23 protein-coding genes are annotated in these 25,868 nt (G+C 65.8%); 19 read left to right on the forward strand and 4 right to left on the reverse strand.

Translation table 11 applies throughout. The annotated features are described in order from the left end of the window. The 15 genes from N5C88_RS23690 to N5C88_RS23760 all read left to right on the forward strand — a co-directional run bounded on the left by N5C88_RS23690 (position 1) and on the right by N5C88_RS23760 (position 18,464). Positions 1-930, forward strand: coding sequence for an electron transfer flavoprotein subunit alpha/FixB family protein (locus N5C88_RS23690; protein ID WP_054450918.1), 930 nt, complete (start codon positions 1-3; stop codon positions 928-930). Between the two features lie 197 nt (positions 931-1,127). Further along, complete coding sequence (gene aspT, locus N5C88_RS23695; RefSeq protein WP_280016350.1) at positions 1,128-2,819, forward strand: aspartate-alanine antiporter; 1,692 nt, start codon at positions 1,128-1,130, stop codon at positions 2,817-2,819. Between the two features lie 104 nt (positions 2,820-2,923). Continuing rightward, positions 2,924-4,744 (forward strand): bifunctional aspartate transaminase/aspartate 4-decarboxylase, encoded by a 1,821-nt coding sequence (locus tag N5C88_RS23700; RefSeq protein ID WP_059379323.1) that lies wholly within the window; start codon positions 2,924-2,926, stop codon positions 4,742-4,744. Between the two features lie 37 nt (positions 4,745-4,781). Then, positions 4,782-6,482, forward strand: a complete 1,701-nt coding sequence (gene aspT / locus N5C88_RS23705) for an aspartate-alanine antiporter (protein WP_118933405.1) — start codon at positions 4,782-4,784, stop codon at positions 6,480-6,482. A 79-nt stretch (positions 6,483-6,561) separates the two neighbouring features. Further along, positions 6,562-8,385 (forward strand): acyl-CoA dehydrogenase, encoded by a 1,824-nt coding sequence (locus N5C88_RS23710; RefSeq protein ID WP_280016351.1) that lies wholly within the window; start codon positions 6,562-6,564, stop codon positions 8,383-8,385. A 149-nt stretch (positions 8,386-8,534) separates the two neighbouring features. Beyond that, on the forward strand, positions 8,535-9,176 hold the full coding sequence (locus N5C88_RS23715; protein WP_042792543.1) for a peroxiredoxin: 642 nt from the start codon (positions 8,535-8,537) through the stop codon (positions 9,174-9,176). A 270-nt stretch (positions 9,177-9,446) separates the two neighbouring features. Next, the gene (locus tag N5C88_RS23720) at positions 9,447-10,427 is read left to right on the forward strand and encodes a sulfate ABC transporter substrate-binding protein (protein WP_280016363.1); all 981 of its coding nucleotides are present in this window, start codon (positions 9,447-9,449) and stop codon (positions 10,425-10,427) included. Positions 10,428-10,451: 24 nt separating this feature from the next. Beyond that, positions 10,452-11,342 (forward strand): sulfate ABC transporter permease subunit CysT, encoded by an 891-nt coding sequence (gene cysT, locus N5C88_RS23725; protein ID WP_059379319.1) that lies wholly within the window; start codon positions 10,452-10,454, stop codon positions 11,340-11,342. Then, positions 11,339-12,238: a sulfate ABC transporter permease subunit CysW gene (gene cysW / locus N5C88_RS23730; RefSeq protein ID WP_059379318.1), complete on the forward strand. Its 900-nt coding sequence runs from the start codon at positions 11,339-11,341 to the stop codon at positions 12,236-12,238. The genes cysT and cysW overlap by 4 nt, the downstream gene beginning before the upstream one ends. Positions 12,239-12,263: 25 nt before the next feature. Then, complete coding sequence (locus N5C88_RS23735; RefSeq protein ID WP_280016352.1) at positions 12,264-13,328, forward strand: sulfate ABC transporter ATP-binding protein; 1,065 nt, start codon at positions 12,264-12,266, stop codon at positions 13,326-13,328. Continuing rightward, the gene (locus N5C88_RS23740) at positions 13,325-14,068 is read left to right on the forward strand and encodes a phosphoadenylyl-sulfate reductase (protein ID WP_118933401.1); all 744 of its coding nucleotides are present in this window, start codon (positions 13,325-13,327) and stop codon (positions 14,066-14,068) included. The genes N5C88_RS23735 and N5C88_RS23740 overlap by 4 nt, the downstream gene beginning before the upstream one ends. A gap of 41 nt (positions 14,069-14,109) precedes the next feature. Then, the gene (cysD, locus tag N5C88_RS23745) at positions 14,110-15,018 is read left to right on the forward strand and encodes a sulfate adenylyltransferase subunit CysD (protein ID WP_059379315.1); all 909 of its coding nucleotides are present in this window, start codon (positions 14,110-14,112) and stop codon (positions 15,016-15,018) included. Between the two features lie 41 nt (positions 15,019-15,059). Beyond that, positions 15,060-16,358, forward strand: coding sequence for a GTP-binding protein (locus N5C88_RS23750; RefSeq protein ID WP_280016353.1), 1,299 nt, complete (start codon positions 15,060-15,062; stop codon positions 16,356-16,358). Positions 16,359-16,570: 212 nt separating this feature from the next. Further along, positions 16,571-17,917 carry a PA0069 family radical SAM protein gene (locus N5C88_RS23755; RefSeq protein WP_251877251.1) on the forward strand — a complete coding sequence of 449 codons (1,347 nt, stop codon included), beginning with the start codon at positions 16,571-16,573 and terminating at the stop codon, positions 17,915-17,917. A gap of 73 nt (positions 17,918-17,990) precedes the next feature. Next, positions 17,991-18,464, forward strand: coding sequence for a hypothetical protein (locus tag N5C88_RS23760; RefSeq protein WP_251877249.1), 474 nt, complete (start codon positions 17,991-17,993; stop codon positions 18,462-18,464). 92 nt (positions 18,465-18,556) lie between these two features. Here the strand turns inward: N5C88_RS23760 and N5C88_RS23765 are convergent, their stop codons facing one another. After that, positions 18,557-19,429, reverse strand: a complete 873-nt coding sequence (locus tag N5C88_RS23765) for a DMT family transporter (protein ID WP_059379311.1) — start codon at positions 19,427-19,429, stop codon at positions 18,557-18,559. 294 nt (positions 19,430-19,723) lie between these two features. Between N5C88_RS23765 and rplS the strand changes: the two genes are divergently transcribed. Beyond that, positions 19,724-20,104 (forward strand): 50S ribosomal protein L19, encoded by a 381-nt coding sequence (gene rplS, locus N5C88_RS23770; protein ID WP_006218237.1) that lies wholly within the window; start codon positions 19,724-19,726, stop codon positions 20,102-20,104. Positions 20,105-20,239: 135 nt separating this feature from the next. After that, positions 20,240-20,971: a CoA pyrophosphatase gene (locus tag N5C88_RS23775; protein WP_280016354.1), complete on the forward strand. Its 732-nt coding sequence runs from the start codon at positions 20,240-20,242 to the stop codon at positions 20,969-20,971. 140 nt (positions 20,972-21,111) lie between these two features. On the opposite strand, the gene rsgA is transcribed toward N5C88_RS23775, so the two are convergent. Both rsgA and N5C88_RS23785 read right to left on the reverse strand, forming a co-directional pair. Beyond that, positions 21,112-22,017, reverse strand: a complete 906-nt coding sequence (rsgA, locus tag N5C88_RS23780; RefSeq protein WP_280016355.1) for a ribosome small subunit-dependent GTPase A — start codon at positions 22,015-22,017, stop codon at positions 21,112-21,114. Then, entirely contained in the window at positions 22,014-23,264 is a 1,251-nt protein-coding gene (locus tag N5C88_RS23785) for a M48 family metallopeptidase (RefSeq protein WP_280016356.1), read from the reverse strand. Before N5C88_RS23785 ends, rsgA begins: the two co-directional genes overlap by 4 nt. 63 nt (positions 23,265-23,327) lie before the next feature. On the opposite strand from N5C88_RS23785, the gene orn reads away from it, so the two are divergent. Together orn and N5C88_RS23795 are read left to right on the forward strand one after the other, a co-directional pair. Next, a complete protein-coding gene (gene orn, locus N5C88_RS23790) occupies positions 23,328-23,873 on the forward strand; it encodes an oligoribonuclease (protein WP_042792554.1) in 546 nt (181 codons plus the stop codon). Between the two features lie 13 nt (positions 23,874-23,886). Next, complete coding sequence (locus N5C88_RS23795) at positions 23,887-24,861, forward strand: sigma-54 dependent transcriptional regulator (protein WP_059379307.1); 975 nt, start codon at positions 23,887-23,889, stop codon at positions 24,859-24,861. A gap of 3 nt (positions 24,862-24,864) precedes the next feature. Here N5C88_RS23795 and N5C88_RS23800 read toward each other — a convergent pair whose 3' ends face one another. Then, positions 24,865-25,815, reverse strand: coding sequence for a tripartite tricarboxylate transporter substrate-binding protein (locus tag N5C88_RS23800; RefSeq protein ID WP_251877245.1), 951 nt, complete (start codon positions 25,813-25,815; stop codon positions 24,865-24,867). Positions 25,816-25,868 lie beyond the last annotated feature (53 nt).

A 25,868-nucleotide genomic window follows, 5' to 3' on the forward strand; every position in this document is an offset into this window, starting at 1 on the left:
ATGACGACGCTGGTTATTGCCGAACACGATAACGCCCAGCTCAAGGGCGCAACCCTGAACGCCGTCGCCGCCGCCGCCAAGATCGGAGGCGACGTGCACGTGCTGGTCGCCGGCGCCAACGCGCGTGCCGTGGCCGACCAGGCCGCCGCCGCCGCGGGCGTCGCCAAGGTCCTGCTGGCCGATGCGCCGCAACTGGCCGACGGCCTGGCCGAGAACGTCGCCGCCCAGGTGCTGGCCGTGGCCTCGGGCTACAGCCACATCCTGTTCCCCGCGACCGCCTCGGGCAAGAACGTGGCCCCGCGCGTGGCCGCCAAGCTGGACGTGGCGCAGATCTCCGACATCATCGGCGTTGAATCGGCCGACACCTTCCAGCGCCCGATCTACGCCGGCAACGCCATTGCCACCGTGCAGTCGGCCGACGCCGTCAAGGTCATCACCGTGCGCACCACCGGCTTTGACGCCGTGGCCGCGCAGGGCGGTTCGGGTGCGGTGGAAGAAGTCGCCGCCGTGGCCGATTCGGGCCTGTCCACCTTCGTGGGCCGCGAAGTCGCCAAGAGCGACCGTCCGGAACTGGCTGGCGCGCGCGTCGTCGTCTCCGGCGGCCGCGGCCTGGGCAGCGCCGAGAACTTCAAGATCCTGGATCCGCTGGCCGACAAGCTGGGCGCGGCGCTCGGCGCCTCGCGCGCCGCGGTCGACGCCGGCTATGCGCCTAACGACTGGCAAGTCGGTCAGACCGGCAAGATCGTCGCGCCGCAGCTGTATGTGGCGGTTGGTATCTCGGGTGCCATCCAGCACTTGGCCGGCATGAAGGATTCGAAGGTCATCGTCGCCATCAACAAGGATCCGGAAGCGCCGATCTTCGGCGTGGCCGATTATGGCCTGGTGGGCGATCTGTTCCAGGTCGTGCCCGAACTGACCGGCGCGCTGTAAGCCTTACGCGCTGTTGTATTTGAAGGGCCCGCCAGCTTTGCGCTGGCGGGCTTTTTTATTTTTCGACGCGAGGACTACACATCTTGTGATTTCAGTGTTCCAAATCTTTTGATTTCTCGAAAGATTCTGATAATGTGTTCCGCGCGCAGCTAGATACGCGCAAGTGCTTGACCTGTACAGAACGAAGGAGATTCGGGATGGAATGGTTCTTTGACACTCTGCGAAAATATCCGGAACTTGCGATATTCCTTACCCTCGGTCTCGGGTACTGGATAGGCGCCAAGAAGATTTTCGGATTCAATCTGGGAGCCGTGACCGGAACGCTGCTGGTAGGCGTGCTGGTGGGGCAGCTAAACATCACGATCGCTCCCGTCCTCAAGCAGGTCTTCTTCCTGCTCTTTCTCTTCGGTCTGGGTTACGGCGTCGGACCGCAGTTCTTCCGGGGTATGAAAAGCGATGGCCTTCCGCAGGTCATCTTCGCCGTCATTCTGTGCGTGATCTGCCTGCTGGTGACATGGGCGACAGCCGTAGGCTTCGGCTTCGATGCCGGCACTGGCGCAGGCTTGTTGTCTGGAGCCCAAACCATTTCCGCGGTCATGGGCGTGGCGACGGACACCATCAACGGCCTGGGCATAGACGCAGCCACCAAAAAGAAATGGATCGACAGCATTCCTGTCGCCTACGCGGTCTGCTACATCTTCGGTACGGTCGGAAGCGCCTGGCTGCTGGCCTCGCTGGGGCCGAAGCTGATGCGCGTGGACATCGTCAAGGAGTGCCAGGAATACGAAGCCAAGATGTCCGGTGGCGCCGACTCGATGGAGCTGTCCGGTTATCGCAAGTTCACCGCGCGCGCCTACAAGCTGGACAACGCCGAGTTCGCCGGCAAGACGGTGGGAGAGCTGGAGTCCCGCTTCGTCGAGGCCCGCGTGTTCGTGGAGCGCATCCGGCGCGGCGACCAGGTCATCGACAGCGATGGCAAGACGGTGTTGCAGCAGGGCGACGTGTTAGGCATTACCGGCCGGCATGACGCGCTGGTCACCCAGGCCGCCGGCATCATCGGCACCGAGGTCGAGGACCGCGACCTCATCAGCATGCCCGCCGAGGTCGTCGAGGTCGTGCTGACCAATAAGAACATTGCCGGCAAGACCATCAAGGAAATCGCGGACAGCGAAGTCGGCCGCGAACTGGGCCGTGGCGTGTTCCTGCGCAAGGTCGTGCGCGGCGGCCACGACATGCCGATCAACTGGGGGCTGAAGCTGGACCGCGGCGACCGCCTGTTCGTGCTGGGCGCCAAGCGCGACGTCGAGCGCGTGGTGGGCAAGCTGGGCTACGTCGACCGCGCCACCAGCCAGACCGACATGGTCTTCGTCGGTTTCGGCATCCTGCTCGGCGGCCTGTTCGGCTCGCTGGTGCTGACCGTGGGCGGCGTTCCCGTCACCTTGTCGACCTCCGGCGGCGCGCTGATTTCCGGCCTGATCTTCGGCTATCTGCGCTCGGTGCATCCGACCTTCGGCCGGGTGCCGGAACCGGTGCACTGGTTTCTGACATCGGTGGGGCTGACGACGTTCGTTGCGGTCGTGGGCATATCGTCAGGGCCGGGATTCGTGCAGGGCTTCCAGCAACTGGGCGCCAAGCTATTCATCGCGGGCATCATCGCCACCAGCGTGCCGATGATCGTGGGCGTATACATTGCGCGGTATGTATTCAAGTTCCATCCCGCCATTGCATTGGGAGTCTGCGCCGGAGCCCGGACCACCACCGCGGCCATCGGCCAGATCACCGAAACGGCGAAGAGTCAGGTGCCCGCCCTGGGCTACACGGTTCCTTACGCCATCGGCAATACCCTGCTCATCATCTGGGGGATTGTCATCGTCATGCTCATGTCCTAGCAAAACGCCCCGCAAGCCCCGTGCTTGCGGGGCGTTTTGCAAGCGCGCCGGCCCGGCCGGCGACGTCCAGCGCCTGTCACCATGCAAACCAGGAGTACTGAACAATGGCTTCCACCACGCCTCTTACCGTCAGCCTGGCTTCGGCCTTGAAAACCACCCGCTCGCGCCAGCGCGACCTCGAACAGCTTTCTCCGTTTGAACTCAAGGACTATCTGATCACGCTGGCCAAGGACAACCAGCACACCGCCGCCATCACCATGTTGAACGCGGGCCGCGGCAACCCGAACTGGATCGCCACCGAACCGCGCGACGCCTTCTTCCTGATGGGCCAGTTCGCAATGAAGGAAGCGCGCCGCGTGCGCGACGAGTCCATCCTGGCAGGCATGCCGGCCAAGAAGGGCTGCGCCGACCGGATGCGCAAGTTCCTGGCCAAGCACAAAGGCATGGACGGCTACGATTTCCTGGTCGGCGTGCTGGAGTATGGCGTCAAGGTCAAGGGTTTCGACCCCGACGCGTGGGTCCATGAGCTGACGGACAGCATCATCGGCGACAACTATCCCGTGCCGCCGCGCGCGCTGGTCCATCTTGAACAGATCGTGCACGATTACCTGATCAAGGAAATGTGCGACGGCCGTCCGCCCAAGGGCAAGTTCGACCTGTTCCCGGTCGAAGGCGGCACGGCGGCCATGTGCTACATCTTCGATTCGCTGATGCAGAACGGCCTGCTCAAGCAGGGCGACACCATCGCGCTGTTCCTGCCGACCTTCACGCCCTATATCGAGATCTCGCATCTGGAGCGCTTCCAGTTCAAGATCGTGCCGATCAACGCCAGCAGCCTGCGGGCCGACGGCACCCATGATTGGCACTATCCGGCGTCTGAAATCGCCAAGCTGGAAAATCCCAAGATCAAGCTGGCGGTCACGGTCAACCCCAGCAATCCGCCGTCGGTGGCGTTCAGCCCGGTCGAGATGAAGCAGATCGTGCGCCTCATCCGCAAGAACCCGGATCTGGTGCTGGTGACGGACGACGTGTACGGCACCTTCGTGCCGAACTTCCGCTCGCTGATGGCCGAAGTGCCGCACAACACCATATGCGTGTACTCGTTCTCGAAGAATTTCGGCTGCACGGGATGGCGCCTGGGCGTGATCGCGACCCATGAAAAGAACACCATGGACCGCCGCATCGCCGAGCTGCCCGCGTCCTGGAAACAGCGCCTGAACAAGCGCTACGGCGCCATGACGATGGAGCCCGAAAAGCTCAAGTTCATCGACCGGCTGGTGGCCGACAGCCGCAACGTCGCGCTGAACCACACCGCGGGCCTGTCCTTGCCGCAGCAGGTGCAGATGGGGTTCTTCGCGCTGTCGCACCTGATGGACCTGAAGGACTCCTACAAGCACCTGACGATGAAGATCGTACGTGCGCGCCGCGATGCCTTGTGGCGCGGCCTGGGCATACCCATGCCGCCCGAAGATCCGATGCGCGCCTGGTACTACGTCGAGCTGGATTTCATGGTCTGGGCCAAGATCACGTACGGGGACGCGTTCTGCAAGTACATGATGTCCAACTACGAGCCGGTCGACTTCCTGTTCCGCCTGGCGGAAAAATCCGGCGTGGTGCTGATGGACGGCGGCGGCTTTGGCGGCCCGCCGTGGTCGATCCGCGTGTCGCTGGCGAACCTGGACGACGGCGACTACGCCAAGATCGGCAAGCACATGGTCGAAGCCGCGACCGAGTACGTCGAGGCCTGGAAGGCTGGCGAGCTGGTGCGTTCGGGCCCGAAGGCCGGTAAGGGCCAGACGGTGAAGGCATCCGCGGCCAAGCGCAGCGCAGGCAAGACCGCGGCGGCCAAGAAGGCGGTGAAGAAAGCGGTGAAGAAGGCCGGCACGGCGGCGAAATCCGCCAAGAAGGCCGCGGCGCGCAAGTAGGCGGGCCGGGCAGCAACCTCCAGGGCGACATGACGACATGACTTGCACGGTCGGGTTTTTCAATAGCGTTCCCATCGCAGTGCTGTTCGTGACGGTGGGCTTGGGATACCTGATCGGCAAGCTCAAAGTCGGGCCGATCCAGCTGGGCGGAGTGTGCGGAACACTCATCGTCGCCCTGCTGATCGGCCAGACCGGTTGCCAGATGCGCGGCGACCTGAAGGAAGTCGCCTTCGCCCTGTTCATATTCGCGATGGGGTACTCGGGCGGGCCGCAGTTCTTCGCCAACCTGAACCGCTCCAGCCTGCGCTATATCGCGCTGCCGCTGATCGAAGCCTTGCTGGTGCTGGCGATCGTGCTGACCGCGGTGCCGCTGTTCGGCCTGGATGCGGGAACGGCGGCGGGTCTTGCGGCAGGCGCGGCGACTGAATCGGCCGTGGTCGGGACGGCTGCCGAGGCGCTCAAGCACCTGGGCCTGGCGGACGCCGAGGTCCAGCGCATGGAAGCCAACATCGCCACGGCCTATACGCTGACTTATCTGGTCGGCTTGATCAGCATCGTGTTCTTCACCAGCCAGATCGCCCCGGCGCTGCTGCGCATGAATCTGCGCGAAGCCTCCAAGGCGCTGGAGGAAAAGCTCGGCGTGGCGGCCGGCGAAGGCGAAGAATCGAACATGCCCACCTTGCCGCGGCTGGTGGGACGCTCGCACGTGGTCAAGGACGCGGATGGCAAAAGCGTGGCTGAAGTGGAGGCCGCGCTGGGCGGACGCACGGTCATCAGCCGCATCCTGCGCAATGGCGAGGCAGTCGACGCCACGCCCGGCGACACGCTGGCCACGGGCGACATCGTGGTGGTGCTGGGCCTGCGGCGCTTCGCGCTGCGCGCGGGTTCCGTCATCGGACCCGAAATCCAGCTGCCGGAGGCGCACGCCGACGACTTGCAGCTGAGCGAGCTGGCCGTCATCGTCAGCAAGAAGACCGTCAACGGCCATACCGTAGGCGAACTGGCGAAGCGGCCCAACGCCCAACGCGCGCGCGGCGTGTTCCTGCAGTCCATCGTACGCTCCGGCCATTCCTTGCCGATCACGCCAGCCACCGTGGTGCAGTATGGCGACCTGGTGACGCTGGTCGGCGCCGAGCCCGAACTGTCCCAGGCCGGCGCGGCGCTGGGCAACGAGTTGCGGCGCAGCGGCGTGACCGATCTGGTGTTTCTGGCTTTCGGCATTCTGGCCGGCTTGCTGATCGGCAGCCTGAGCGCGCGGCTCTGGGGCATCCCCGTGTCGCTGGGCAGCGGCGGCGGGGCGCTGGTCAGCGGCCTGGTCTGCGGTTGGATCAACGCCAAGCGGCCCTCGATAGGCCACATGCCGGACCATGCCGTGCAGTTGCTGAAGGATCTGGGGCTGGCGGTGTTCGTGGCTTGCGTGGGCTTGTCGGCGGGGCCGGAAGCCATCGCGCTGATCCGCGAGCATGGCGCGGTGCTGCCGCTCATCGGCCTGCTGGTGTCGTTGGGGCCGGCCTGCCTGTCGCTGTGGCTGGGCCACAAGATCCTGAAGATCGAAGGTCCCTTGCTGGTCGGCGCCATCGCCGGTCAGCACGTCAGCACGCCGGCCATCAGCGCCATCCTGACCTCCAGCGGCAGTTCAGTGCCGCTACTTGGCTACACGGTGACGTACGCCATCGCCAACGTGCTGCTGCCGGTGTTGGGTCCGATCATCGTGTCGCTGGCGCATCATCTGAACTAGGGGGCGTCGAGAGACCCTGGCGGGCATAGGGTTTAAGATAGGCCAAACAATATGAAGACGGCCTACCCACGGAGACACCATGCCCTACGTAACCCCGCTGCAGGACTTCCGCTTTGCCTTGAAGCTGGCAGGACTTGATGACGTCCTGAAACTGCCCGGCTTCGAAGAAGTCACGCCGGATCTGGTGGACGCCATCCTGGAAGAGAACGGCCGCTTCGTCGAGCAGGCCGTGGCACCATTGAACGTGCCAGGCGATACGCAGCCGCCGGTCTGGAACGACGGTAGCGTCACCACTACCCCGGGCTACGCGCAGGGATTCAAGGATTACGCCGCGGGCGGCTGGCAGGGCTTGCAGCATCCGGTGGAGTGGGGCGGGCAGGGCCTGCCCAAGCTGGTCGCGGCGGCACCGGGCGAGAACATCCAGGCGGCCAGCCTGGCGTTTTCCTTGTGCCCCATGCTGACGGACGGCGTGATCGAGGCCTTGCTGACGGTCGGGTCGGACGCGCAGCGCAAGCAATACGTGCCGCAGCTGATCGGCGGCAAGTGGACCGGCACGATGAACCTGACCGAACCGCAGGCCGGTTCGGACCTGGCCCAAGTCGCGACGCGGGCGGTGAAGCAGGAAGACGGCAGCTACCGGCTGACGGGCCAGAAGATCTTCATCACTTATGGCGACCATGACCTGGCCGAGAACATCATCCACCTGGTGCTGGCGCGTACGCCGGACGCGCCGGCCGGCGTGAAGGGGATTTCGCTTTTCATCGTGCCCAAGTTCCTGGTGCAGGCCGACGGCACACTGGGCAGGCGCAACGACGTCTGGTGCGCATCGCTGGAGCACAAGCTGGGCATCCATGGCAGTCCCACCGCCGTGCTCATGTACGGCTCGGGCAAGGGCGAGGTGGGCGAGGGCGCCATCGGCTATCTGGTCGGCGAGCAGAACCGCGGCCTGGAGTACATGTTCATCATGATGAATGCCGCCCGCTATTCGGTGGGGCAACAGGGCATAGGCGTGTCCGAACGCGCCTGCCAGCATGCCCTGGCCTATGCGCGCGAGCGCGTGCAGGGCCGCGCCGTGGAAGGGTCGCCCGGCCCCGTGGCCATCGTGCGCCATCCGGACGTGCAGCGCATGCTGATGACCATGAAGGCGCTGACCGAGGCGGCGCGCGCCGTGTCCTACGTGACCGCGGCCGCGCACGACAAGGGCACGCATCATCCCGATCCCGAGCAGCGCTCGCGCAACCGGGCTTTCTACGAATACATGGTGCCCATCGTCAAAGGGTTCTCGACCGAGACCGCGGTCGAGGTCGCGTCCCTGGGCCTGCAGGTGCACGGCGGCATGGGCTACATCGAGGAAACCGGGGCCGCGCAGTACTACCGCGATGCGCGCATCCTGCCCATCTACGAAGGCACGACCGCGATCCAGGCCAATGATCTGGTCAGCCGCAAGACCCAGCGCGACGGCGGCGCCACCGCCCATGCCGCGATCGCGGCGATGCGGGAGACGCTGCGCGCGGTGGAGAACGAGGCCACTCGTGCGTCGGCGGACGATCGCGAGGGACTGCGCCTGCTGCGCGACAACCTGGACAGCGCCATCCAGGCCTACGAGGCCGGCGTGGCTTTCATCCTGGAGCAATCGCCGACCAACATCAGGGCGGTCTACGCCAGCAGCGTGCCCTATCTGATGCTGGCCGGCGTGGTGCACGGCGGCTGGCAGATGGCGCGCGCCGTGCTGGCCTGCCGGCGCCACCTGGCGGCCGGATCCACCGATCCGTTCTACCGGGCCAAGCTGGCGACCGGATTGTTCTATGGCGCCCACATCCTGCCGCGCGCGCTGGCCTTGTCGGCCGCGGTGCGGGCCGGGGTGGTGGCGGACGCCTGCGGCGCCAGCTTGAATATTGCATAAGGTTATATGACTTGCGTATTTCCCCAGCTACAGGTTTGATGGAAGAATCGTTTCACAGGCGCTGGCCTGCGCCATGAAACGCTTTTCCTGCGCCGCCCGCAGCGACGGGCGGCCAGCCCCCCCACCTGCATCCGCACACAGGAGACACCATGAGTCATCTACGCCTGGGCGACACCGCCCCTGATTTCGAACAGGAATCTTCGGCAGGGCCGATCCGCTTCCATGAGTATCTGGGCAACAGCTGGGGTGTACTTTTCTCGCACCCGGCCGATTTCACGCCCGTCTGCACCACCGAACTGGGCTACACCGCCAAGCTGGCCGACGAATTCGCCAAGCGCAACGTGAAGGTGCTGGCGCTGTCCGTGGACGGCACCGATTCGCATACCAAGTGGATCGAGGACATCAACGACACGCAGTCCACCAAGGTCAACTTCCCGATCCTGGCCGACAAGGACCGCAAGGTGTCCGAGCTCTACGACATGATCCATCCGAACGCCAACGCCACGCTGACCGTGCGCTCGGTGTTCATCATCGACCCCAACAAGAAGGTGCGCCTGACCATCACGTATCCGGCCAGCACCGGCCGCAACTTCAACGAGATCCTGCGCGTCATCGACTCCCTGCAGCTGACCGACAGCCACAGCGTGGCCACGCCGGTGAACTGGGAAGATGGCGACGACGTGATCATTGTTCCGTCCTTGCAGGACGAGGCCGTGATCAAGCAGAAATTCCCGAAGGGCTACAAGGCCGTGCGTCCCTATCTGCGCATTACGCCTCAGCCGAATAAGTAAATTCGGCAATCGAAGGGGCTGGACCCTCTTCGCAACCGCCGCCTGCCCCTTGGGGAGGCGGCGGTTTTTCATTGGGCGCGCCTGGGGGCAAGGGAGATTTCCATTGTTGGGACGCTGGTCCTATATGCCTGCGAGCGATGAGCAACCAAATAATGATTCGTTCCGTTCAGAACGCCCAGCCAGCACACTTGCTCCCACATTGCCGAACACAGGGAGCATGGGATGTCTTTCAGGAAAGCCGGTTGGTTGGCCGCCTTGGCCGCAGTGACGATGTCGTTTGCCGCGATTGCGCCGGCGCAGGCACAGCAGAAGCAGACGCTCCTGAATGTCTCATATGACCCGACCCGCGAGCTGTATCGCGCCATCGACGATGCGTTCATCAAGCAATACAAGGAAAAGGCCAACGTCGACCTGACCATCCGCCAATCGCACGGCGGTTCGGGCCGTCAGGCGCGCTCCGTCATCGACGGGCTGGAAGCCGACGTGGTGACGCTGGCGCTGGCCTATGACATCGACGCGGTCGCCGACCGCGGGCTGCTGCCGGCCGATTGGCAGGCTCGCCTGCCGCAGAACAGCTCGCCGTATACCTCCACCATCGTGTTCCTGGTGCGCAAGGGCAACCCCAAGCAGATCAAGGACTGGGACGACCTGGTCAAGGACGGCGTGCAGGTCATCACGCCCAACCCCAAGACCTCGGGCGGGGCGCGCTGGAACTACCTGGCTGCCTGGGCCTATGCGCTGGAGAAGAACGGCGGCAGCGAGGAAAAGGCGCGCGCCTTCGTGGGCGACCTGCTCAAGCACGTGCCGGTGCTGGACACCGGCGCGCGCGGCGCCACCACCACCTTCGTGGAGCGCGGCGTGGGTGACGTGCTGCTGGCCTGGGAAAACGAGGCTTTCCTGGCGCAGGAAGAGCTGGGTCCGGACAAGTTCGACATCGTGGTGCCGTCTCTGTCCATCCTGGCCGAGCCGCCGGTGGCCGTGGTCGACAAGGTCGTGGACAAGAAGGGCACCCGTGCGGCGGCGCAGGCATATCTAGAATTCCTCTACACGCCCGCCGCGCAGGAAATCATTGCCAAGAACTACTACCGGCCCATCGACAAGACCGTGGCCGCCAGGTACGAAAGCAAGTTTCCCAAGGTCAAGCTCGTGACCATCGACGACAAGATCTTCGGCGGCTGGCGCAAGGCGCAGAAGGATCACTTCAGCGACGGCGGCACCTTCGACCAGATCTATCTGCCGCAAAAGAAATAAGCACTTGATGATCGGACGACGGCCATGACGACAGCCTCGAACCCGGCGGCAAACGGCGCGCAAGCGCCTTTTGCCTTTCGGCGCAACAGCCCGGGCGTGCTGCCCGGATTCGGCATCTCGATGGGTTACGCGGTGCTGTACCTCAGCGTGCTCGTGCTCATTCCGCTGGCGGCCTTGCCGATCAAGAGCGCGAGCCTGGGCTGGCAAGGCTTCTGGGACGCGGTGACCGCGCCGCGGGTGCTGGCCTCGTACAAGCTGACCTTTGGCGCGTCGCTGATCGCGGCGCTGGTGAACCTGGTGTTCGGCACGGTGGTGGCCTGGGTGCTGGTGCGCTACCGCTTTCCGGGCAAGAAGATCCTGGATGCGCTGGTGGATCTGCCGTTCGCGCTGCCCACGGCGGTGGCGGGCATCGCGCTGACCTCGCTGTATTCGCAGAAGGGCTGGCTGGGCGGGCCGCTGGCCGACTGGTTCGGCTGGAAGGTGGCGTTCACGCCGCTGGGCATCGTGATCGCGTTGATCTTCATCGGCGTGCCGTTCGTGGTGCGCACGGTGCAGCCGGTGCTGGAAGACGTCGAGCGCGAAATCGAGGAGGCCGCGGCCAGCCTGGGCGCCAACCGCTGGCAGACCATACGCCGGGTGCTGCTGCCCATCATCATGCCGGCCTTGATGACCGGCTTCGCGCTGGCGTTTGCGCGCGCGGTGGGCGAGTACGGTTCGGTGGTGTTCATCGCCGGCAATATGCCCATGGTGTCCGAGATCACGCCGCTGCTGATCATCGCCAAGCTCGAGGAATTCGACTACGCGGGCGCCGCCGCCATCGCCACGGTGATGCTGGTGCTGTCCTTCGCGCTGTTGCTCGTCATCAATCTGCTGCAGGGCTGGCAGGCCCGCCGCAACCTCGGGAGGCTCGCATGAGCGCCGCGGACCGTCCCGCCCATCTGACCGAGCCGCGCTGGGTGCGCGGCGTGCTGCTCTTCATCGCGCTGGGATTCCTGGCGCTGTTCCTGCTGGTGCCGCTGGCGGCGGTATTTGCCGAAGCCTTCAAGAAGGGCTGGCAGTTGTACCTGGACGCCATCGTCGAGCCGGACGCGCTGTCCGCCATCCGCCTGACGCTGCTGGTGGCGGCCATTGCGCTGCCGGTGAACCTGGTGTTTGGCGTCGCCGCGGCTTGGGCGATCACCAAGTTCCAGTTCCGCGGCAAGCAGTTCCTGATCACCTTGATCGACCTGCCGTTCTCGGTGTCGCCGGTGGTGGCCGGCCTGGTATTCGTGCTGCTGTTCGGCACGCAGGGCTGGTTCGGCGGCTGGCTGCAGGCGCACGACATCAAGATCGTCTACGCGGTGCCGGGCATTGTGCTGGCCTCGCTCTTCGTGACCTTTCCGTTCGTGGCGCGCGAGCTGATCCCGCTGATGCAGGCGCAAGGCAGCGAAGAAGAGCAAGCCGCGTTGACCCTGGGCGCCAACGGCTGGCAGATCTTCTGGCGCGTCACGCTGCCGAACATCAAGTGGGGCCTGCTGTACGGCGCCATCCTGTGCAACGCGCGGGCCATGGGCGAGTTCGGCGCGGTGTCGGTGGTGTCCGGGCAGATCCGCGGCCTGACCAACACCATGACCCTGCACGTCGAGATTCTCTACAACGAATACCAGTATTCCGCGGCGTTCGCCGTGGCGTCGTTGCTGGCCCTGCTGGCGCTGGTGACGCTGGTGGCCAAGAACATCGTCGAGTGGCGCAACGCGCGCTTTCAACAGGCCGCCGACCTGCCGGTCGAGTATCCCGGCCAGCCGGCCGCCATCAAGCCGGCGCTGGCCTGACGCGGCGACCTGACAGGAGATAAGCATGAGCATCGAAGTCCGCAATCTATCCAAGCGCTTCGGCCAGTTCCGCGCGCTGAACGACGTCTCGCTGCATATCGAGACGGGCGAGCTGGTCGCGCTGCTGGGTCCGTCGGGCTGCGGCAAGACCACGCTGTTGCGCATCATCGCGGGGCTGGAGTCCGCCGATTCCGGCAGCGTGCTGTTCGCGGGCGAAGACGCTACCGCGGTGGACGTGCGCCAGCGCCAGGTCGGTTTCGTGTTCCAGCACTACGCACTGTTCAAGCACATGACGGTGTTCGAGAACGTGGCCTTCGGCCTGCGCGTCAAGCACCGTTCGCAACGTCCTTCGGAGGACGTGATCCAGCGCAAGGTGCATGACCTGCTGGGACTGGTGCAGCTGGACTGGCTGGCGGACCGCTATCCCGCGCAACTCTCCGGCGGCCAGCGCCAGCGTATCGCCCTGGCGCGCGCGCTGGCCGTGGAGCCGCGGGTGCTGCTGCTGGACGAGCCCTTCGGCGCGCTGGACGCCAAGGTGCGCAAGGAATTGCGGCGCTGGCTGCGCCGCCTGCATGACGAGCTGAACGTGGCCAGCGTCTTCGTCACCCATGACCAGGAAGAAGCGCTGGAAGTGTCGGATCGCGTGGTGCTGATGAACTCGGGCCGCATCGAGCAGGTCGGCACGCCGCGCGAGGTCTGGGAAGAGCCGGCCACGCCCTTCGTCTACGGCTTCCTGGGCGACGTCAACCAGTTGCAGGGCTTTGCCACGCGCGGCATCTGGAACGGCGCCGGCCTGTCCTTGCCCGCGCCGGAGCTGGCGCAGGCCGAAGCGCAACGCGCCACCGCCTACGTGCGGCCGCACGAGTTCGAGGTCGAGCGCTATCGCGCCGGCGCGGACGGCATCCCCGTGCGCCTGGCGCACGCCTTTCTTGCGGGTCCCAGCGCCTATCTGGAGCTGGCCAGCGAGGATTCCGACGCCATCATCGAAGCCGAGGTGCCCGAGTCGGTGTACCGGGAACTGGGCCTGCGCGATGGCGAAATACTGTTGGCGCGTCCGCGGCGGGCGCGCATTTTCGCGACGCAATCATGAGCACTACCGATCTTTTGCCTGAACTCGAACCGGGCCTGGCCGCGCGCTGGCGCGATCTGGGCGAGCGCCTGGCCGATGTGCAGCGGCGCTACCCGGACGCGGCGCTGGCGTCCTCGCTGGCGGCCGAGGACATGCTGTTGACGCACGCCATCTACGGCGCCGGCCTCGACCTGGAAGTCTTCACGCTGGACACGGGCCGGCTGCACGCCGAAACGCTGGGCGTGCTGGACGCCGTGCGCGAACGCTACGGCCGCGAGGTCACTGTGTACCGGCCGGTGGCGGCCGCGGTCGAGCAGCACGTCGCCGAACATGGCGCCTACGCGTTCTATGAAAGCGTGGAACTGCGCAAGGCCTGTTGCCAGATCCGCAAGGTCGAGCCGCTCAAGCGCGCGCTGGCCGGACGCGGCGCCTGGATCACAGGGCAGCGGCGGGCGCAATCCACCACCCGGGGCGAACTGCCGCTGGAAGAAGAGGACCAGGCTTTCGGCCTCTACAAGTTCAATCCGCTGGCCGAATGGAGCGAAGGCGAGGTCTGGTCCGCCATCCGCGCGCTGGGCATTCCATACAACCCGTTGCACGACCAGGGCTACCCGTCCATCGGCTGCGAACCCTGTACCCGAGCCATCCGTCCCGGCGAAGACCTGCGGGCAGGGCGCTGGTGGTGGGAGTCGTCGGATTCCAAGGAATGCGGCCTGCATGCGGGCAACCGGGTCATCAGCATCGCGGCGCGCGCCGATTGATGCGGCCCACGAATTCGAAATCTGTTTTAGGGGAAGTGCATATGTCTGCAGTGATCCAACGCAGCCACCTGGATTGGCTGGAATCGGAAGCAATATTCATCCTGCGCGAGGTGGCCGCCGAAAGCGAGAAGCCCGTGCTGCTGTTCTCGGGCGGCAAGGACTCCGTGGTGCTGTTGCGCCTGGCCGAGAAGGCCTTCCGGCCGGGGCGTTTTCCGTTCCCGCTGATGCACATCGATACCGGCCACAACTTCGACGAAGTGATCGCCTTCCGCGATGCGCGCGCGGCCGAGCTGGGCGAGACCCTGATCGTGCGCAGCGTCGAGGACTCCATCGCGCGCGGCAGCGTGGTGCTGCGCCGCGAGACCGACTCGCGCAATGCCGCCCAGGCGGTGACGCTGCTGGAGGCGATCGAGGAATTCGGCTTTGACGCCTGCATCGGCGGCGCGCGCCGCGACGAGGAAAAGGCCCGCGCCAAGGAACGCATCTTCTCGTTCCGCGACGAGTTCGGCCAATGGGATCCGAAGGCGCAGCGCCCGGAACTCTGGAACCTGTTCAATACCCGCGTGCATCGCGGCGAGAACATGCGCGTGTTCCCGATCTCGAATTGGACCGAGCTGGACGTCTGGCAGTACATCCAGCGCGAGCAGCTGGCGCTGCCGTCGATCTACTACAGCCACCAGCGCGAGGTCGTGCGCCGCAAGGGCCTGCTGGTGCCGGTCACGCGGCTGACCCCGCCGCAGGATGGCGAACAGGTCGAACGCCTGCAGGTTCGGTTTCGCACGGTGGGCGACATCTCCTGCACCTGCCCGGTGGCGTCGGATGCCGCCGACACCCGGGCCATCATTGCCGAAACCGCGGTGACCGACATTACCGAGCGCGGCGCCACGCGCATGGACGACCAGACTTCCGAGGCCTCGATGGAGCGCCGCAAGAAAGAAGGCTATTTCTGATCGCATGACACGCCGGCATTCGCCGGCGACCAGGAACGCACATGAACGCACTCAACGATTCTTTTCTTTCCGGCGCCGACACGGGCGTGCTGCGCCTGATTACCGCAGGCTCGGTGGACGACGGCAAATCGACGCTGATCGGCCGCCTGCTGTACGACAGCAAAGGCGTGTTCGCCGACCAGCTGGACGCGATCTCGCGCGCCAAGCACAAGCGCGTGGCGGGCGACGGCATCGACTTTTCGCTGCTGACCGACGGGCTGGAGGCCGAGCGCGAGCAGGGCATCACCATCGACGTGGCCTACCGCTATTTCTCGACGCCCGCGCGCAAGTTCATCATCGCCGACGCGCCGGGCCACGAGCAGTACACGCGCAACATGGTCACGGGCGCGTCGACCGCCGACGTGGCCGTCATCCTGATCGACGCCACCCGCGCGGCCGACGGCGTGCTGTTGCCGCAGACCAAGCGCCACAGCACCATCGCGCGCCTCTTGGGCATCCGTCACATCGTGGTGGCGGTCAACAAGATGGACCTGGTGGACTGGGACCGTACGGTGTTCGAGCGCATCCGCGACGCCTACGCCGACCTGGCGGGCAAGCTGGGCATCGAGCACTTCGACGCGCTGCCGCTGTCGGCGCTCAACGGCGACAACGTCGTCACGCTGTCGCCGCAAACGCCCTGGTACGACGGACAGCCCTTGCTGGCCTTGCTGGAGTCGCTGGACCTGGCAAGCGATGGCCGCGCCTTGCCGTTGCGCTTTCCGGTGCAATGGGTGGCACGCCATGACGGCAGCCGCAAGGATGACTTCCGCGGCTATGCCGGCCGCGTCGCAAGCGGCGTGCTGCGGCCGGGCGACGAGATCACGGTGCAACCCTCGGGCGTGACGGCAGTCGTGAGCGAAGTGCGCGCCTTCGACCGCGCGCTGGATGAAGCAGTGGCGGGCGACTCGATCACGCTGGTGCTGGACCGCGACGTGGACGTGTCGCGCGGCGATGTGATCGTGCATGCGTCGGCGCCGGCGCAGGTCGCGCGCGAATTCGAAGCCGAGCTGTGCTGGCTCGATGCGCAGGCCTTGAATCCCGCACGCAAGTATCTGCTGAAGTCGGGCACGCGCCTGACCTCGGCGAAGATACGCGCGGTGCTGTCGCATCGCGACATCCACGAACTGCAGGAAGTGGAGAACACCGAGTGCACGCTGCGCATGAACGATATCGGACGCGTCACGCTCACCACGCGCGAGTCGCTGGCGGTCGATCGCTATGCCGATGTGCCCGCGACCGGCGCATTCATTCTGATCGACGAAGCCACGCATCAGACCGCTGCGGCAGGTATGTTGCGCTAATCCGCAAGAGGCCGGAAAACAACGGGCCTCCAGCCCCCGCAGAACCTGTTGTTTTTCTGCTAGATCCAGTATTGGTGCGGGTGTCCGGGCGATCTCGCCTGGTGAAAACGATTTGTCCGGACGGCGCCGGCGTCTTGCGGTAAAGTGGGGCTGTCTTACGAAAAGGCTTTTGGTGCTTGTCAAAACCACTGTGTTTTTGTACAGTAGTTTTCATGGCACGCACCGATCATTCTTTTCCCGCCGGTTCTGGGTCCCCGGCTGCCGCCCCCGCCGCCTTGCGCGGTCGGGGTGCGGTTACTAATGTTCGGCATCGCTTTCAGCGCGATGACCGCGTGCAGGTCGACGACGGCTGGTCTTCCTCCGGTCTGCCCGCCGACTTCGTAGACTCCGTCCCCGATAATTTCCCCGAAGCTGCCGCCGGCGAGCAAGCCGCCCGCGTCATTCCCATCGTGCCGGATGCGCGCATTGCGCCGGCCGCTCCCAAGACCACGGTCACCGCCGAAGAAGCGCGCAAGATGCTGTCGCGCAACGATTCGCCCGACATCCCCTTCGACGTGGCGGTAAATCCGTACCGCGGCTGCGAGCATGGCTGCGTCTATTGTTATGCCCGGCCCACCCATTCCTACCTGGGCCTGTCGCCCGGGCTGGACTTCGAAACCCGGCTGGTGGCCAAGGCCAATGCGGTAGAGGCCCTGCGCGCCGAACTCGCGCGGCCAGGCTACAAGCCGTCTCCCATCAACATCGGTTCCGCCACCGACGCCTACCAGCCCATCGAACGCGAATGGCGGCTTACCCGCGGCCTGCTCGAACTGATGCTGGAAACCCGCCATCCGCTCACCATCGTCACCAAGAACGCGCTGGTCGCCCGCGACCTGGACCTGCTGGCCGCCCTGGCCGAGCAGAAGCTGGTGGTGGTGTACATGAGCATCACCACACTGGACGCCGGCATGGCCCGCACGCTGGAACCGCGCGCCGCCGCACCGTGGCGCCGGCTGGAAGCGGTACGCAGCCTGACCGACGCCGGCGTGCCGGTGGGCGTGCTGGTGGCGCCCATCATCCCGTTCATCAACGACGAGTCCATGGAGCACATCCTCCAGGAGTCCAAGGCGGCCGGCGCGCACTATGCCAGCTACACCGTCCTGCGCCTGCCCTGGGAGGTCAAGACCTTGTTCGAGGACTGGCTCAATGCCCATTTCCCGGACCGCGCCCAGCGCGTCCTGCATCGTATCGAAGACCTGCGCAACGGCCGCCGCAACGATCCCAATTTCGGGTCGCGCATGCGCGGGACCGGCGTCTGGGCCGATCTGCTGCGTCAGCGCTTCACCATCGCCACGCGCAAGCTGGGCTTGAACCGCCATCGCCTGGCGCTGGACTGCGACCGTTTCCTGCCTCCCGCCGCCGCCGCGGCGAAGGCTGCCGATTTCCTATCCCCGGCTGGCGCGCAAGCGTCTTCAGGGGTCCCTTTTCCCGCCGTATCGCCCGCAGCCGGCGGCGCGCACGGGCGCGTAGCGCGCCAGTTGCAAGCCATGGCCGCAGGCCAGTTGTCATTGTTCGATTGACCGCCGGCTGCCGCCGCGCATGCCTGCCGGGGGGCTATGCCCTGGCGCTGGACCGTCTTTCCTAGGAGTTCCCATGAACACCGCTGATATTTCCGTCTTGTCGGATGAACTCGTCGTCACCCTGAACCCGCTGCGCCGCGGCACGAACCGCGCCCGCGCCTGGTGCGCCAGGGTCGCCGGCATGGCGCTGCCCTGGAATACATCCGCAGCCGATGTCGAACCGCGCCGCCGCACGCGGCCCGGTTCCGCCCCGGCTCGCTGGCCGTTCCCGCCCGCGCCCGCCGAAGCCGGGGCGCTGGCTGGTCCGGCAGTCGCCGCGCCGATGTCCGCGCCCGCAGCGCCGGTCGTACCGGTCGAGGCCGCGGTTGCCGCCACGCCTGCCGCCGCGCCTGCCGCCGCGCGCGAGCGCAGCCTGGGCAACGCCACGGTGGAACCCGTAACGGCGCAGGTGACCATGAAGGCCATGGTGATCGATGTGGTGATGGTGCTGGCCTGGGGCGCGATCATCCCCGGCCTGATGTGGCTGGGCGCGGCCGCCGGATTCTGAGCGGCCCTATGCCCGGCGGTAGCCGGCAGGCCGGGCGTAAGCGGTAGGTACGCGCCAGCCCCGCCAGCCGCAGTGGCCAGGAGCGGTGCCCGTCAGCTTGAACCGAGCAGAATGACACCCGCCAGGATGGCCATACAACCCGCCAGCCGGCCCGGTCCGACTTTTTCGCGCAGCAGGAACATGCCGGCCAAGGTGCCGAGCATCATCGACATTTCCCGGGCAGGGGCGACCAGGCTCAGCGGCGCGCCGTTGCGCAGCGCATACAGCACCAGGATGTAGCCCAACGGCGACAGCAGGCCCACGGCCAACGCCAGATGCCAGTGCCCGCGCATGGCCTCCCAGGCCTGGGGGCGGCGGCGCAGCATGTGGGGGGCCATCATGGTCGTGCGGGTCACGCAGGTAAACCAGTCGAACAGCACCGGGCTGATCAACAACACTTTCACGCCATAGGCGTCGACGACGGTATAGGCCGCGATGAACAGGCCGATCACCACGCCCCAGCGCACGCCGACCCAGGCCTGGGCCTGCTTGAAAATGGCCAGGCGGCCCTGGGTCGCGATCAGCAGCACGCCGCCCACCACGCAAAGCATGCCGATGATGCCGGTGCTGGTGGCGGGTTCGCCCAGCAGCAAAAAGGCGCCGGTGGTGGACAGCAGCGGGCCGGTACCTCGGGCGATGGGGTAGACGACCGACAGGTCGGCTACCTGATAGCCGCGCTGCAGGCACAGGCTGTAGCCCAGATGCAACAGGCTGGAAGTCAGGATGGCGCCGACCACGGGCCAGGTCCAGGTCATGCCGTCATGCATCAGCACCCAGATGACCCAGGGCGCATACAGCACGGAAGCGCACAGGCCATAGGCGAAGACAAAGGGAGCGCCCACCATGGCCGCGCGCTTGGCGAGCAGATTCCACGTGGCGTGGGCCATTGCCGCCAGGACGACCAATATCAGGGACGAATACGACATGAGGGAACAGCGTCAGATGACGTGTTTGTTACAGAAGACGGAAGGGTACTCCAAACCGCGAGAACCGGGGCCATGTTACCTGATGCCTGGAGCGATTTTTGGTGTAGAATCATTGGTTTGCCAAATCTCATCCTCTGCTTGCGGCACATGCAACGGGGGCTGGCCTTACCGCCATGGCCCGTGCAACACGCGACGGATGTGGGCTGCGTACTGCGCAGTCCTGCAGAAATCGCGTGAACAACATCGAACGGCAAAAGTTTTAGTCCGCAAAGACATGATGATCTAGGAGTTCTCATGAACCTTATCGCTATCCTGGAACAGGAAGAAATTGCCCGCCTGACCGGCGGTCAAGCCAAGCCTGAATTTGCTCCTGGTGACACCGTCATCGTGAGCGTGAACGTCGTTGAAGGCACCCGCAAGCGCGTGCAGGCTTTCGAAGGCGTCGTGATCGCCAAGCGCAACCGCGGCCTGAACTCCGCGTTCACCGTGCGCAAGATTTCGTCGGGTGAAGCCGTGGAACGTACGTTCCAGCTGTACTCGCCGCAAATCGCCGGCATCGAAGTCAAGCGCCGCGGCGACGTGCGCCGCGCCAAGCTGTACTACCTGCGCAACCGCTCGGGCAAGTCGGCGCGTATCAAGGAAAAGCTGGTCAGCAAGCAAGCCTCGGCGGCTTGATCGCTTATCGGCACACGGCCCTACCAGTGTCGGACGCTCACGCCATCCAGCGTTTTCGTTCGGCACGGGTTTCCGGGTTAAAAAGGCACCTGCGAGGGTGCCTTTTTCTTTTTGCAGAGCCTTTTGCAGAGCCGTATGTCTGATTCCTCGTCTTCTCCGCGGCCCCGGCGGCCGCTGGCGCGTCCCGGCTTCGATCCGGCGACGCAACCCTGGGTGGTGGCCAACGCGTCCTTGCCGGCCGTGCCCGCCAGCCTGTTGACCCCGGATTCGTTGCGGGGCACGCTCAGCCAGCCGTCCACCTGGACGCTGGAGCTGTCGCGCGACACCGACCTGCGCTATCCGGGCCGCGAAGGCGTGCCCGTGCCGGCGGCGGTGCTGATTCCGCTGGTGACGCGAGACAACGGCGTCCACATCATGCTGACGCAGCGCGCCGCCCACCTGCATGACCATGCCGGCCAGATCAGCTTTCCGGGCGGGCGCATCGAAACCAGCGATTCCACGCCCGAGGCCGCGGCCTTGCGTGAAGCGCAGGAAGAAACCGGGTTGCCCGCCAACCACGTCGAAGTGCTGGGCAGCATGCTGCCGTATCTGACGGCGACGGGATTCTCCATCGTTCCGGTGGTGTCGCTGGTGCGTCCGGGCTTTGACCTGGCCCCCGATGCCTTCGAGGTGGCGGAAGTGTTCGAGGTGCCGCTGTCCTTCCTGATGGACCCCGCCAATCACAGGCTGTACGAAGCCCGTCTGGACGACGGCCGGGTGCGCCAGTACTACGGCATGCCTTACGGCAAGCATTTCATCTGGGGCGCGACCGCCGGCATGTTGCGCAACCTCTACCATCTGCTGCGCCACGGCTTCACGCCCCGTTGATCCTTGTTGCGCGCCGGCCTTGTCGGGTTTCTGGTTCGCGCCGCCAATGAATACGGCCCCATACAGGGGCCGTATTCATTGCGGGACCGTTCGGAGACGTCAGCGTCGGGCACCGGCGCAAGTGCCGAGGGGGCAAGACGCTAGTAGCGTTGTTGCCCCGCCAGGTTCTCTTCCAGGATGCGCTGGTACAAGGCATAGCGCGCCGGGTCGATCGCGCCCGCCTGCAGGGCCGCGACCACGCCGCAGCCAGGCTCCTGGCGGTGGGTGCAGTTGTAGAAACGGCACTGTTCGATGGGTTTGGTGAACTCCGGGAAGCCGCGGATGATGTCCTCGCGGCTCAGGTGCTGCAGGCCGAAGGCCTGGAAGCCCGGGGAGTCGATCAGGTCGCCGCCGGGAGCGGGCAGGTGATAAAGCCGCGTGCTGGTGGTGGTGTGCTTGCCCATGTCCAGCGCCGTGGAGTGTTCGCGGGTGGGGGCGGCGGCGTCCGGCACCAGGGCGTTGAGCAGCGTGGACTTGCCCATGCCGCTCTGGCCCAGCAGCAGGCTGGTGTGCCCGGCCAGGCGCGGCGCCAGCAGCGTATGCACTTTCTCGGGCTCCAGCGCGCTGAGTTCGATCACGTCCACACCCAGCGCGGCAATCGGCGCCAGCCGCGCGCGCGCCGCCGGCAGTTCGTCGGACAGGTCGGTCTTGTTGAGGATGATGATGGGCGCGATGTCCGCGCTCCAGGCGCCGGCCAGGGCGCGCCCGGTCAGGTCATCCGAAAACGTGGGCTGCACGGCGACGACGATCAGCAACTGGTCGACGTTGGAGGCGAACTGCTTGGAACGCATTTCGTCCGAGCGGTACAGCAGATTGCGCCGCGGCAGGATGGCGTCGATGGCGCCTTCGTCCTTGCCCTGGGGCGTGATGCGCACGCGGTCGCCCACGGCGGCGCCTGCCTTCTTGCCGCGCGGGAAGCACTTGCGCAGCGTGCCGTCGGCGAGCTCCACCGTGTAGTGGCGCCCGTGGGCGGCGATGATGCGGCCTTCGTTGGGCGGCGCGGTCATGCAGCGGCCGCCGTCAGGTGGCGGATGCGCACGGCGGCGGGGGGATGGCTGTCGTAGAAGGCGGAGTGCACGGGGTCGGGAGTCAAGGTGGCGGCGTTGTCGTCGTAAAGTTTGACCAGCGCGGACACCAGGCGTTCCGGCGAGCTCTGTTCGGCCGCGTAGCGGTCCGCTTCGAACTCGTCGCGGCGCGAGTACCAGCTGGCCACGGGCGTGAGCATGAAAGTGAAGACGGGGATGACCAGGAAGAACAGCAGCAGCGCCATGGCGTCGTTGCGCCCGCCCAGTTGCGGCATGACGCCCAGTCCCACGTAGAACCAGGGCTGTTGCGAGATCCAGCCCAGGATGGCGAAGAACGCCAGCGCGGCGGCGAAGCTGAAGACGATGCGCTTGATGATGTGGCGCTTGGCGAAGTGACCGAGTTCATGCGCCAGCACGGCTTCGATCTCGTCGCCGTTCAGGCGCGCCAGCAGGGTGTCGAAGAACACGATGCGGCGCGAGCGGCCGAAGCCCGTGAAATAGGCATTGCCGTGGGCCGAGCGGCGCGAGCCGTCCATCACGAACAGGCCGTTGAGCGCGAAGCCGCAGCGCTGGGCCAGGCGCTGGATGCGGCCGGCCAGTTCCGGATCGGATAGCGGCGTGAATTTATTGAAGAGCGGAGCGATGAACATCGGGTAGACAATCAGAAGCGCCAGGTTGAACGCGGTCCATAGCGCCCAGGCCCACACCCACCAGTAGGCGCCCGCGCTGCCCATCAGCCATAGCACCGCGGCCGCCAGCGGCAGGCCCAGCACCGCCGCGACCAGCAGGCCCTTGACGGCGTCGGCGATGAACAGGCCGGGCGTCATGCGGTTGAAGCCGAAGCGCGCTTCCAGCTTGAACTGCCGCCACAGCGTGAAAGGCAGGCCCAGCAGGCCCAGCAGCAGCGCCACCGCGACCAGCAGCAGCATCTGGCGCAGGAAGTCGTTGCTGGTAAGCTGGGCCACCATCAGGTCGATGAGCTGCAGCCCGCCCATCAGCGTCAGGCACACCAGCAGGATGGCGTCGTAGGTGCGTTCCAGCATGCCCAGCTTGACCCGCGCCACCGTGTAATCCGCCGCGCGCTGATGGCTGGCCAAGCCGATACGGTGGGAGAATTCAGACGGCACCTGGTCGCGGTTGCGCGCGACGTGGCGGATCTGGCGCGTAGCCAGCCACAGGCGCACGGCGATATCGGTCAGCAGGAAGGCAACGAACAGCAGTGTGAACATGGGCGATGTGGCGTGCTCAAGTGTAGGTATGTGCGAAAATCGCACGTTTTATAGGCAAATTATATGGCTGTGAACGAAAACCGCCTGGTTTGGCTGGACATGGAAATGACCGGTCTGGACCCTGAGAAAGAACGCATCATCGAAGTCGCCGTGGTGGTGACGGAACCCGACCTGACCGTCGTGGCCGAAGGCCCCGTGCTGGTGGTGCACCAGCCCGACAGCCTGCTCGACGCCATGGACAGCTGGAACAAATCCACCCACGGCAAGAGCGGCCTGATCGACAAGGTCAAGGCGTCGACGATTTCCGAGGCGCAGGCCGAGGATACGCTGCTGGCGTTTCTGGCGCAGCACGTGCCGGCAGGCAAGTCGCCGCTTTGCGGCAACACCATCAGCCAGGACCGCCGCTTCATGTTTGCTTACATGCCGCGCCTGGAGCAGTTCTTCCATTACCGCAACCTGGACGTGAGCACGCTGAAGGAACTGGCGCGCCGCTGGGCGCCGGCCGTCTACAAGGGATTCGAGAAGAAGAGCCGCCACGAAGCGCTGGCTGACATCTACGAATCGATCGACGAACTCAAGTACTACCGCGAACACTTCCTGAAGGTGTAAGCGGTCTTTCGCCATGCCTGCCGTCCCGTCCGCCTGCGAGCCGCTCATCGGGGAGCACCCGTCGATGGCGGCGCTGCGCGATCTGGTCGGCCGGGTCGCGCGCAGCAAGGCCAGCATCGTTCTCATCTACGGCGAAACCGGCACGGGCAAGGGGCTGGTCGCCCGCAACCTGCATGCGCAGTCGGCGCGCGCGGCCAAGGGCTATACCGAGATCAACTGCGCCGCCATTCCGGGCAACCTGCTCGAATCCGAATTGTTTGGCCATGAGCGCGGTGCGTTCACCGGGGCGGTGGCGCGCAAGACCGGGCTGCTCGAAGCCGCCAACGGCGGCAGCGTGTTCCTGGACGAGATCCGCGAGCTGGATCCGGTCATGCAGGCCAAGATCCTGACCTTGCTGGACAGCCGGCGCTTCCGGCGCATCGGCGCGGTCCAGGAGGTTTCGGTCGATGCGCGTTTCATCGCCGCCACCAACAAGATCCTGCTGGGGGAAGTGCAGGCCGGCCGCTTTCGCGACGACCTGTATTACCGCCTGCAGGTGGTGTCGATCAACCTGCCGCCGCTGCGCGAGCGCGGCGATGACGTCATCGTGCTGGCGCAGCGTTTTCTGGAACGCTACAACGCCACCCACGGCAGCCGTTTTACCGTCATCGATCCCGAGGTGCGGCGCATTTTCAAGGCCTACGCCTGGCCGGGCAATGTGCGCGAACTCGGCAATCTGCTGGAACGGATCTGTATCCTGGAAGACGGCGACACGGTGCTGGCGCGGCACCTGCCGCAGCGCATCCTGCGCGAAGCCGGCAAGCCCGCGCCGGCGGCTTCGCCAGCCGCTGCCGGCACCTATGCCGAACTATCCGCGCAGTTCCAGCGCGGCCTGATCCGCGCGGCCTTGCAGGCCCAGGACGGCAACCTGGGGCGCGCCGCCGAGTCCCTGGGACTCACGCGGCACGCCCTGCGCCACCAGATGCTCAAGCTGGGGCTGGACGGTTAAAAGCTATTCCGCGCTGATGTTGTGCTTGCGCGCAATGCCTTGCCACAGGGCCAGTTCCTCGCGCACGCGCGTGCCGAATTCGGCGCTGTCCATGCGCGACGGCACGGTGCCGTCCAGATCCAGCAAGGCCTTCATTTCGGGCGACGCCGAAATCTCGACGAGCGCGGCGTTGAGCTTGTCGATATAAGGCTGCGGCGTGCCCGCTGGCGCGAACACGCCCACCCAGATCTGCACCGAATACCCCGGCAGCGCCTGCGCGGCCGGCGGCAGGTCGGGGAACGCCGCGGAGGGCGCTTGCGCCGTGGTGGCCAGCAGCTTGACCTTCTTGCCCTGCACCACGGGGGCCAGCGTGCTGTAGTTGGACAGCATGACGTGGATCAGCCCGCCGGCCAGGTCGGAGGCGGCGTTGGCCGCGCCCTTGTAGGGGACGTGGGTCATGTCCGTACCCGCGGCGTCGTCCAGCATGACGGTGGCCAGGTGCGCCAGCGAGCCGACGCCGGCGCTGCCGTAGTTCAGGGCGCCCGGCTTGCTGCGCGCCGCTTCCAGCAGCTGCTTCAAGGAGGTGTAGGGCGTCTGCGCCGAGGCGGCGATGACCAGCGGACCCTGTCCTATCATCGCCACCGGCGCGAACTGCTTCAGCGGGTCGTAGGGCAGGTGCGGCTGGGTGGCGGCGGTGGTCAGGAAGGTCGATGAGGTCAGGAGCAGCACCGAGCCGTCCTTGGCCGAGCGGGCCACGTACTCGGAACCGATCGCGCCGGCCGCGCCGCCGCGGTTTTCCACGATCACCGTGTTGCCGAGGCGGGCCGCGAGTTGCGGCGCGATCGCGCGGGCGATCGCGTCATTGCTGGCGCCGGCGGTGAACGGCACTACGATCTTGACCTGCTTGGGCACTTCCGTCTGGGCCGCTGCCGCGCCGGCCAGCAGGGATGCCGCCAGGAACAACGTTGTTTGCATTAGCGCTTTCATGATCGATTCTCTAGGAGAGCGGAGGTTGGAGCGGGCGCCGG

This window comes from Achromobacter sp. GD03932 (genome assembly GCF_029839485.1).
GTDB lineage: Bacteria > Pseudomonadota > Gammaproteobacteria > Burkholderiales > Burkholderiaceae_B > Achromobacter > Achromobacter bronchisepticus_A.

Bases quoted from the DNA above. Each gene is read 5' to 3' on its own strand.
- N5C88_RS23690 (WP_054450918.1), top strand. From the start codon at position 1: ATGACGACGCTGGTTATTGCCGAACACGATAACGCCCAGCTCAAGGGC.
- aspT (WP_280016350.1), top strand. From the start codon at position 1,128: ATGGAATGGTTCTTTGACACTCTGCGAAAATATCCGGAACTTGCGATA.
- N5C88_RS23700 (WP_059379323.1), top strand. From the start codon at position 2,924: ATGGCTTCCACCACGCCTCTTACCGTCAGCCTGGCTTCGGCCTTGAAA.
- aspT (WP_118933405.1), top strand. From the start codon at position 4,782: ATGACTTGCACGGTCGGGTTTTTCAATAGCGTTCCCATCGCAGTGCTG.
- N5C88_RS23710 (WP_280016351.1), top strand. From the start codon at position 6,562: ATGCCCTACGTAACCCCGCTGCAGGACTTCCGCTTTGCCTTGAAGCTG.
- N5C88_RS23715 (WP_042792543.1), top strand. From the start codon at position 8,535: ATGAGTCATCTACGCCTGGGCGACACCGCCCCTGATTTCGAACAGGAA.
- N5C88_RS23720 (WP_280016363.1), top strand. From the start codon at position 9,447: ATGTCGTTTGCCGCGATTGCGCCGGCGCAGGCACAGCAGAAGCAGACG.
- cysT (WP_059379319.1), top strand. From the start codon at position 10,452: ATGACGACAGCCTCGAACCCGGCGGCAAACGGCGCGCAAGCGCCTTTT.
- cysW (WP_059379318.1), top strand. From the start codon at position 11,339: ATGAGCGCCGCGGACCGTCCCGCCCATCTGACCGAGCCGCGCTGGGTG.
- N5C88_RS23735 (WP_280016352.1), top strand. From the start codon at position 12,264: ATGAGCATCGAAGTCCGCAATCTATCCAAGCGCTTCGGCCAGTTCCGC.
- N5C88_RS23740 (WP_118933401.1), top strand. From the start codon at position 13,325: ATGAGCACTACCGATCTTTTGCCTGAACTCGAACCGGGCCTGGCCGCG.
- cysD (WP_059379315.1), top strand. From the start codon at position 14,110: ATGTCTGCAGTGATCCAACGCAGCCACCTGGATTGGCTGGAATCGGAA.
- N5C88_RS23750 (WP_280016353.1), top strand. From the start codon at position 15,060: ATGAACGCACTCAACGATTCTTTTCTTTCCGGCGCCGACACGGGCGTG.
- N5C88_RS23755 (WP_251877251.1), top strand. From the start codon at position 16,571: ATGGCACGCACCGATCATTCTTTTCCCGCCGGTTCTGGGTCCCCGGCT.
- N5C88_RS23760 (WP_251877249.1), top strand. From the start codon at position 17,991: ATGAACACCGCTGATATTTCCGTCTTGTCGGATGAACTCGTCGTCACC.
- N5C88_RS23765 (WP_059379311.1), bottom strand. From the start codon at position 19,429: ATGTCGTATTCGTCCCTGATATTGGTCGTCCTGGCGGCAATGGCCCAC.
- rplS (WP_006218237.1), top strand. From the start codon at position 19,724: ATGAACCTTATCGCTATCCTGGAACAGGAAGAAATTGCCCGCCTGACC.
- N5C88_RS23775 (WP_280016354.1), top strand. From the start codon at position 20,240: ATGTCTGATTCCTCGTCTTCTCCGCGGCCCCGGCGGCCGCTGGCGCGT.
- rsgA (WP_280016355.1), bottom strand. From the start codon at position 22,017: ATGACCGCGCCGCCCAACGAAGGCCGCATCATCGCCGCCCACGGGCGC.
- N5C88_RS23785 (WP_280016356.1), bottom strand. From the start codon at position 23,264: ATGTTCACACTGCTGTTCGTTGCCTTCCTGCTGACCGATATCGCCGTG.
- orn (WP_042792554.1), top strand. From the start codon at position 23,328: ATGGCTGTGAACGAAAACCGCCTGGTTTGGCTGGACATGGAAATGACC.
- N5C88_RS23795 (WP_059379307.1), top strand. From the start codon at position 23,887: ATGCCTGCCGTCCCGTCCGCCTGCGAGCCGCTCATCGGGGAGCACCCG.
- N5C88_RS23800 (WP_251877245.1), bottom strand. From the start codon at position 25,815: ATGCAAACAACGTTGTTCCTGGCGGCATCCCTGCTGGCCGGCGCGGCA.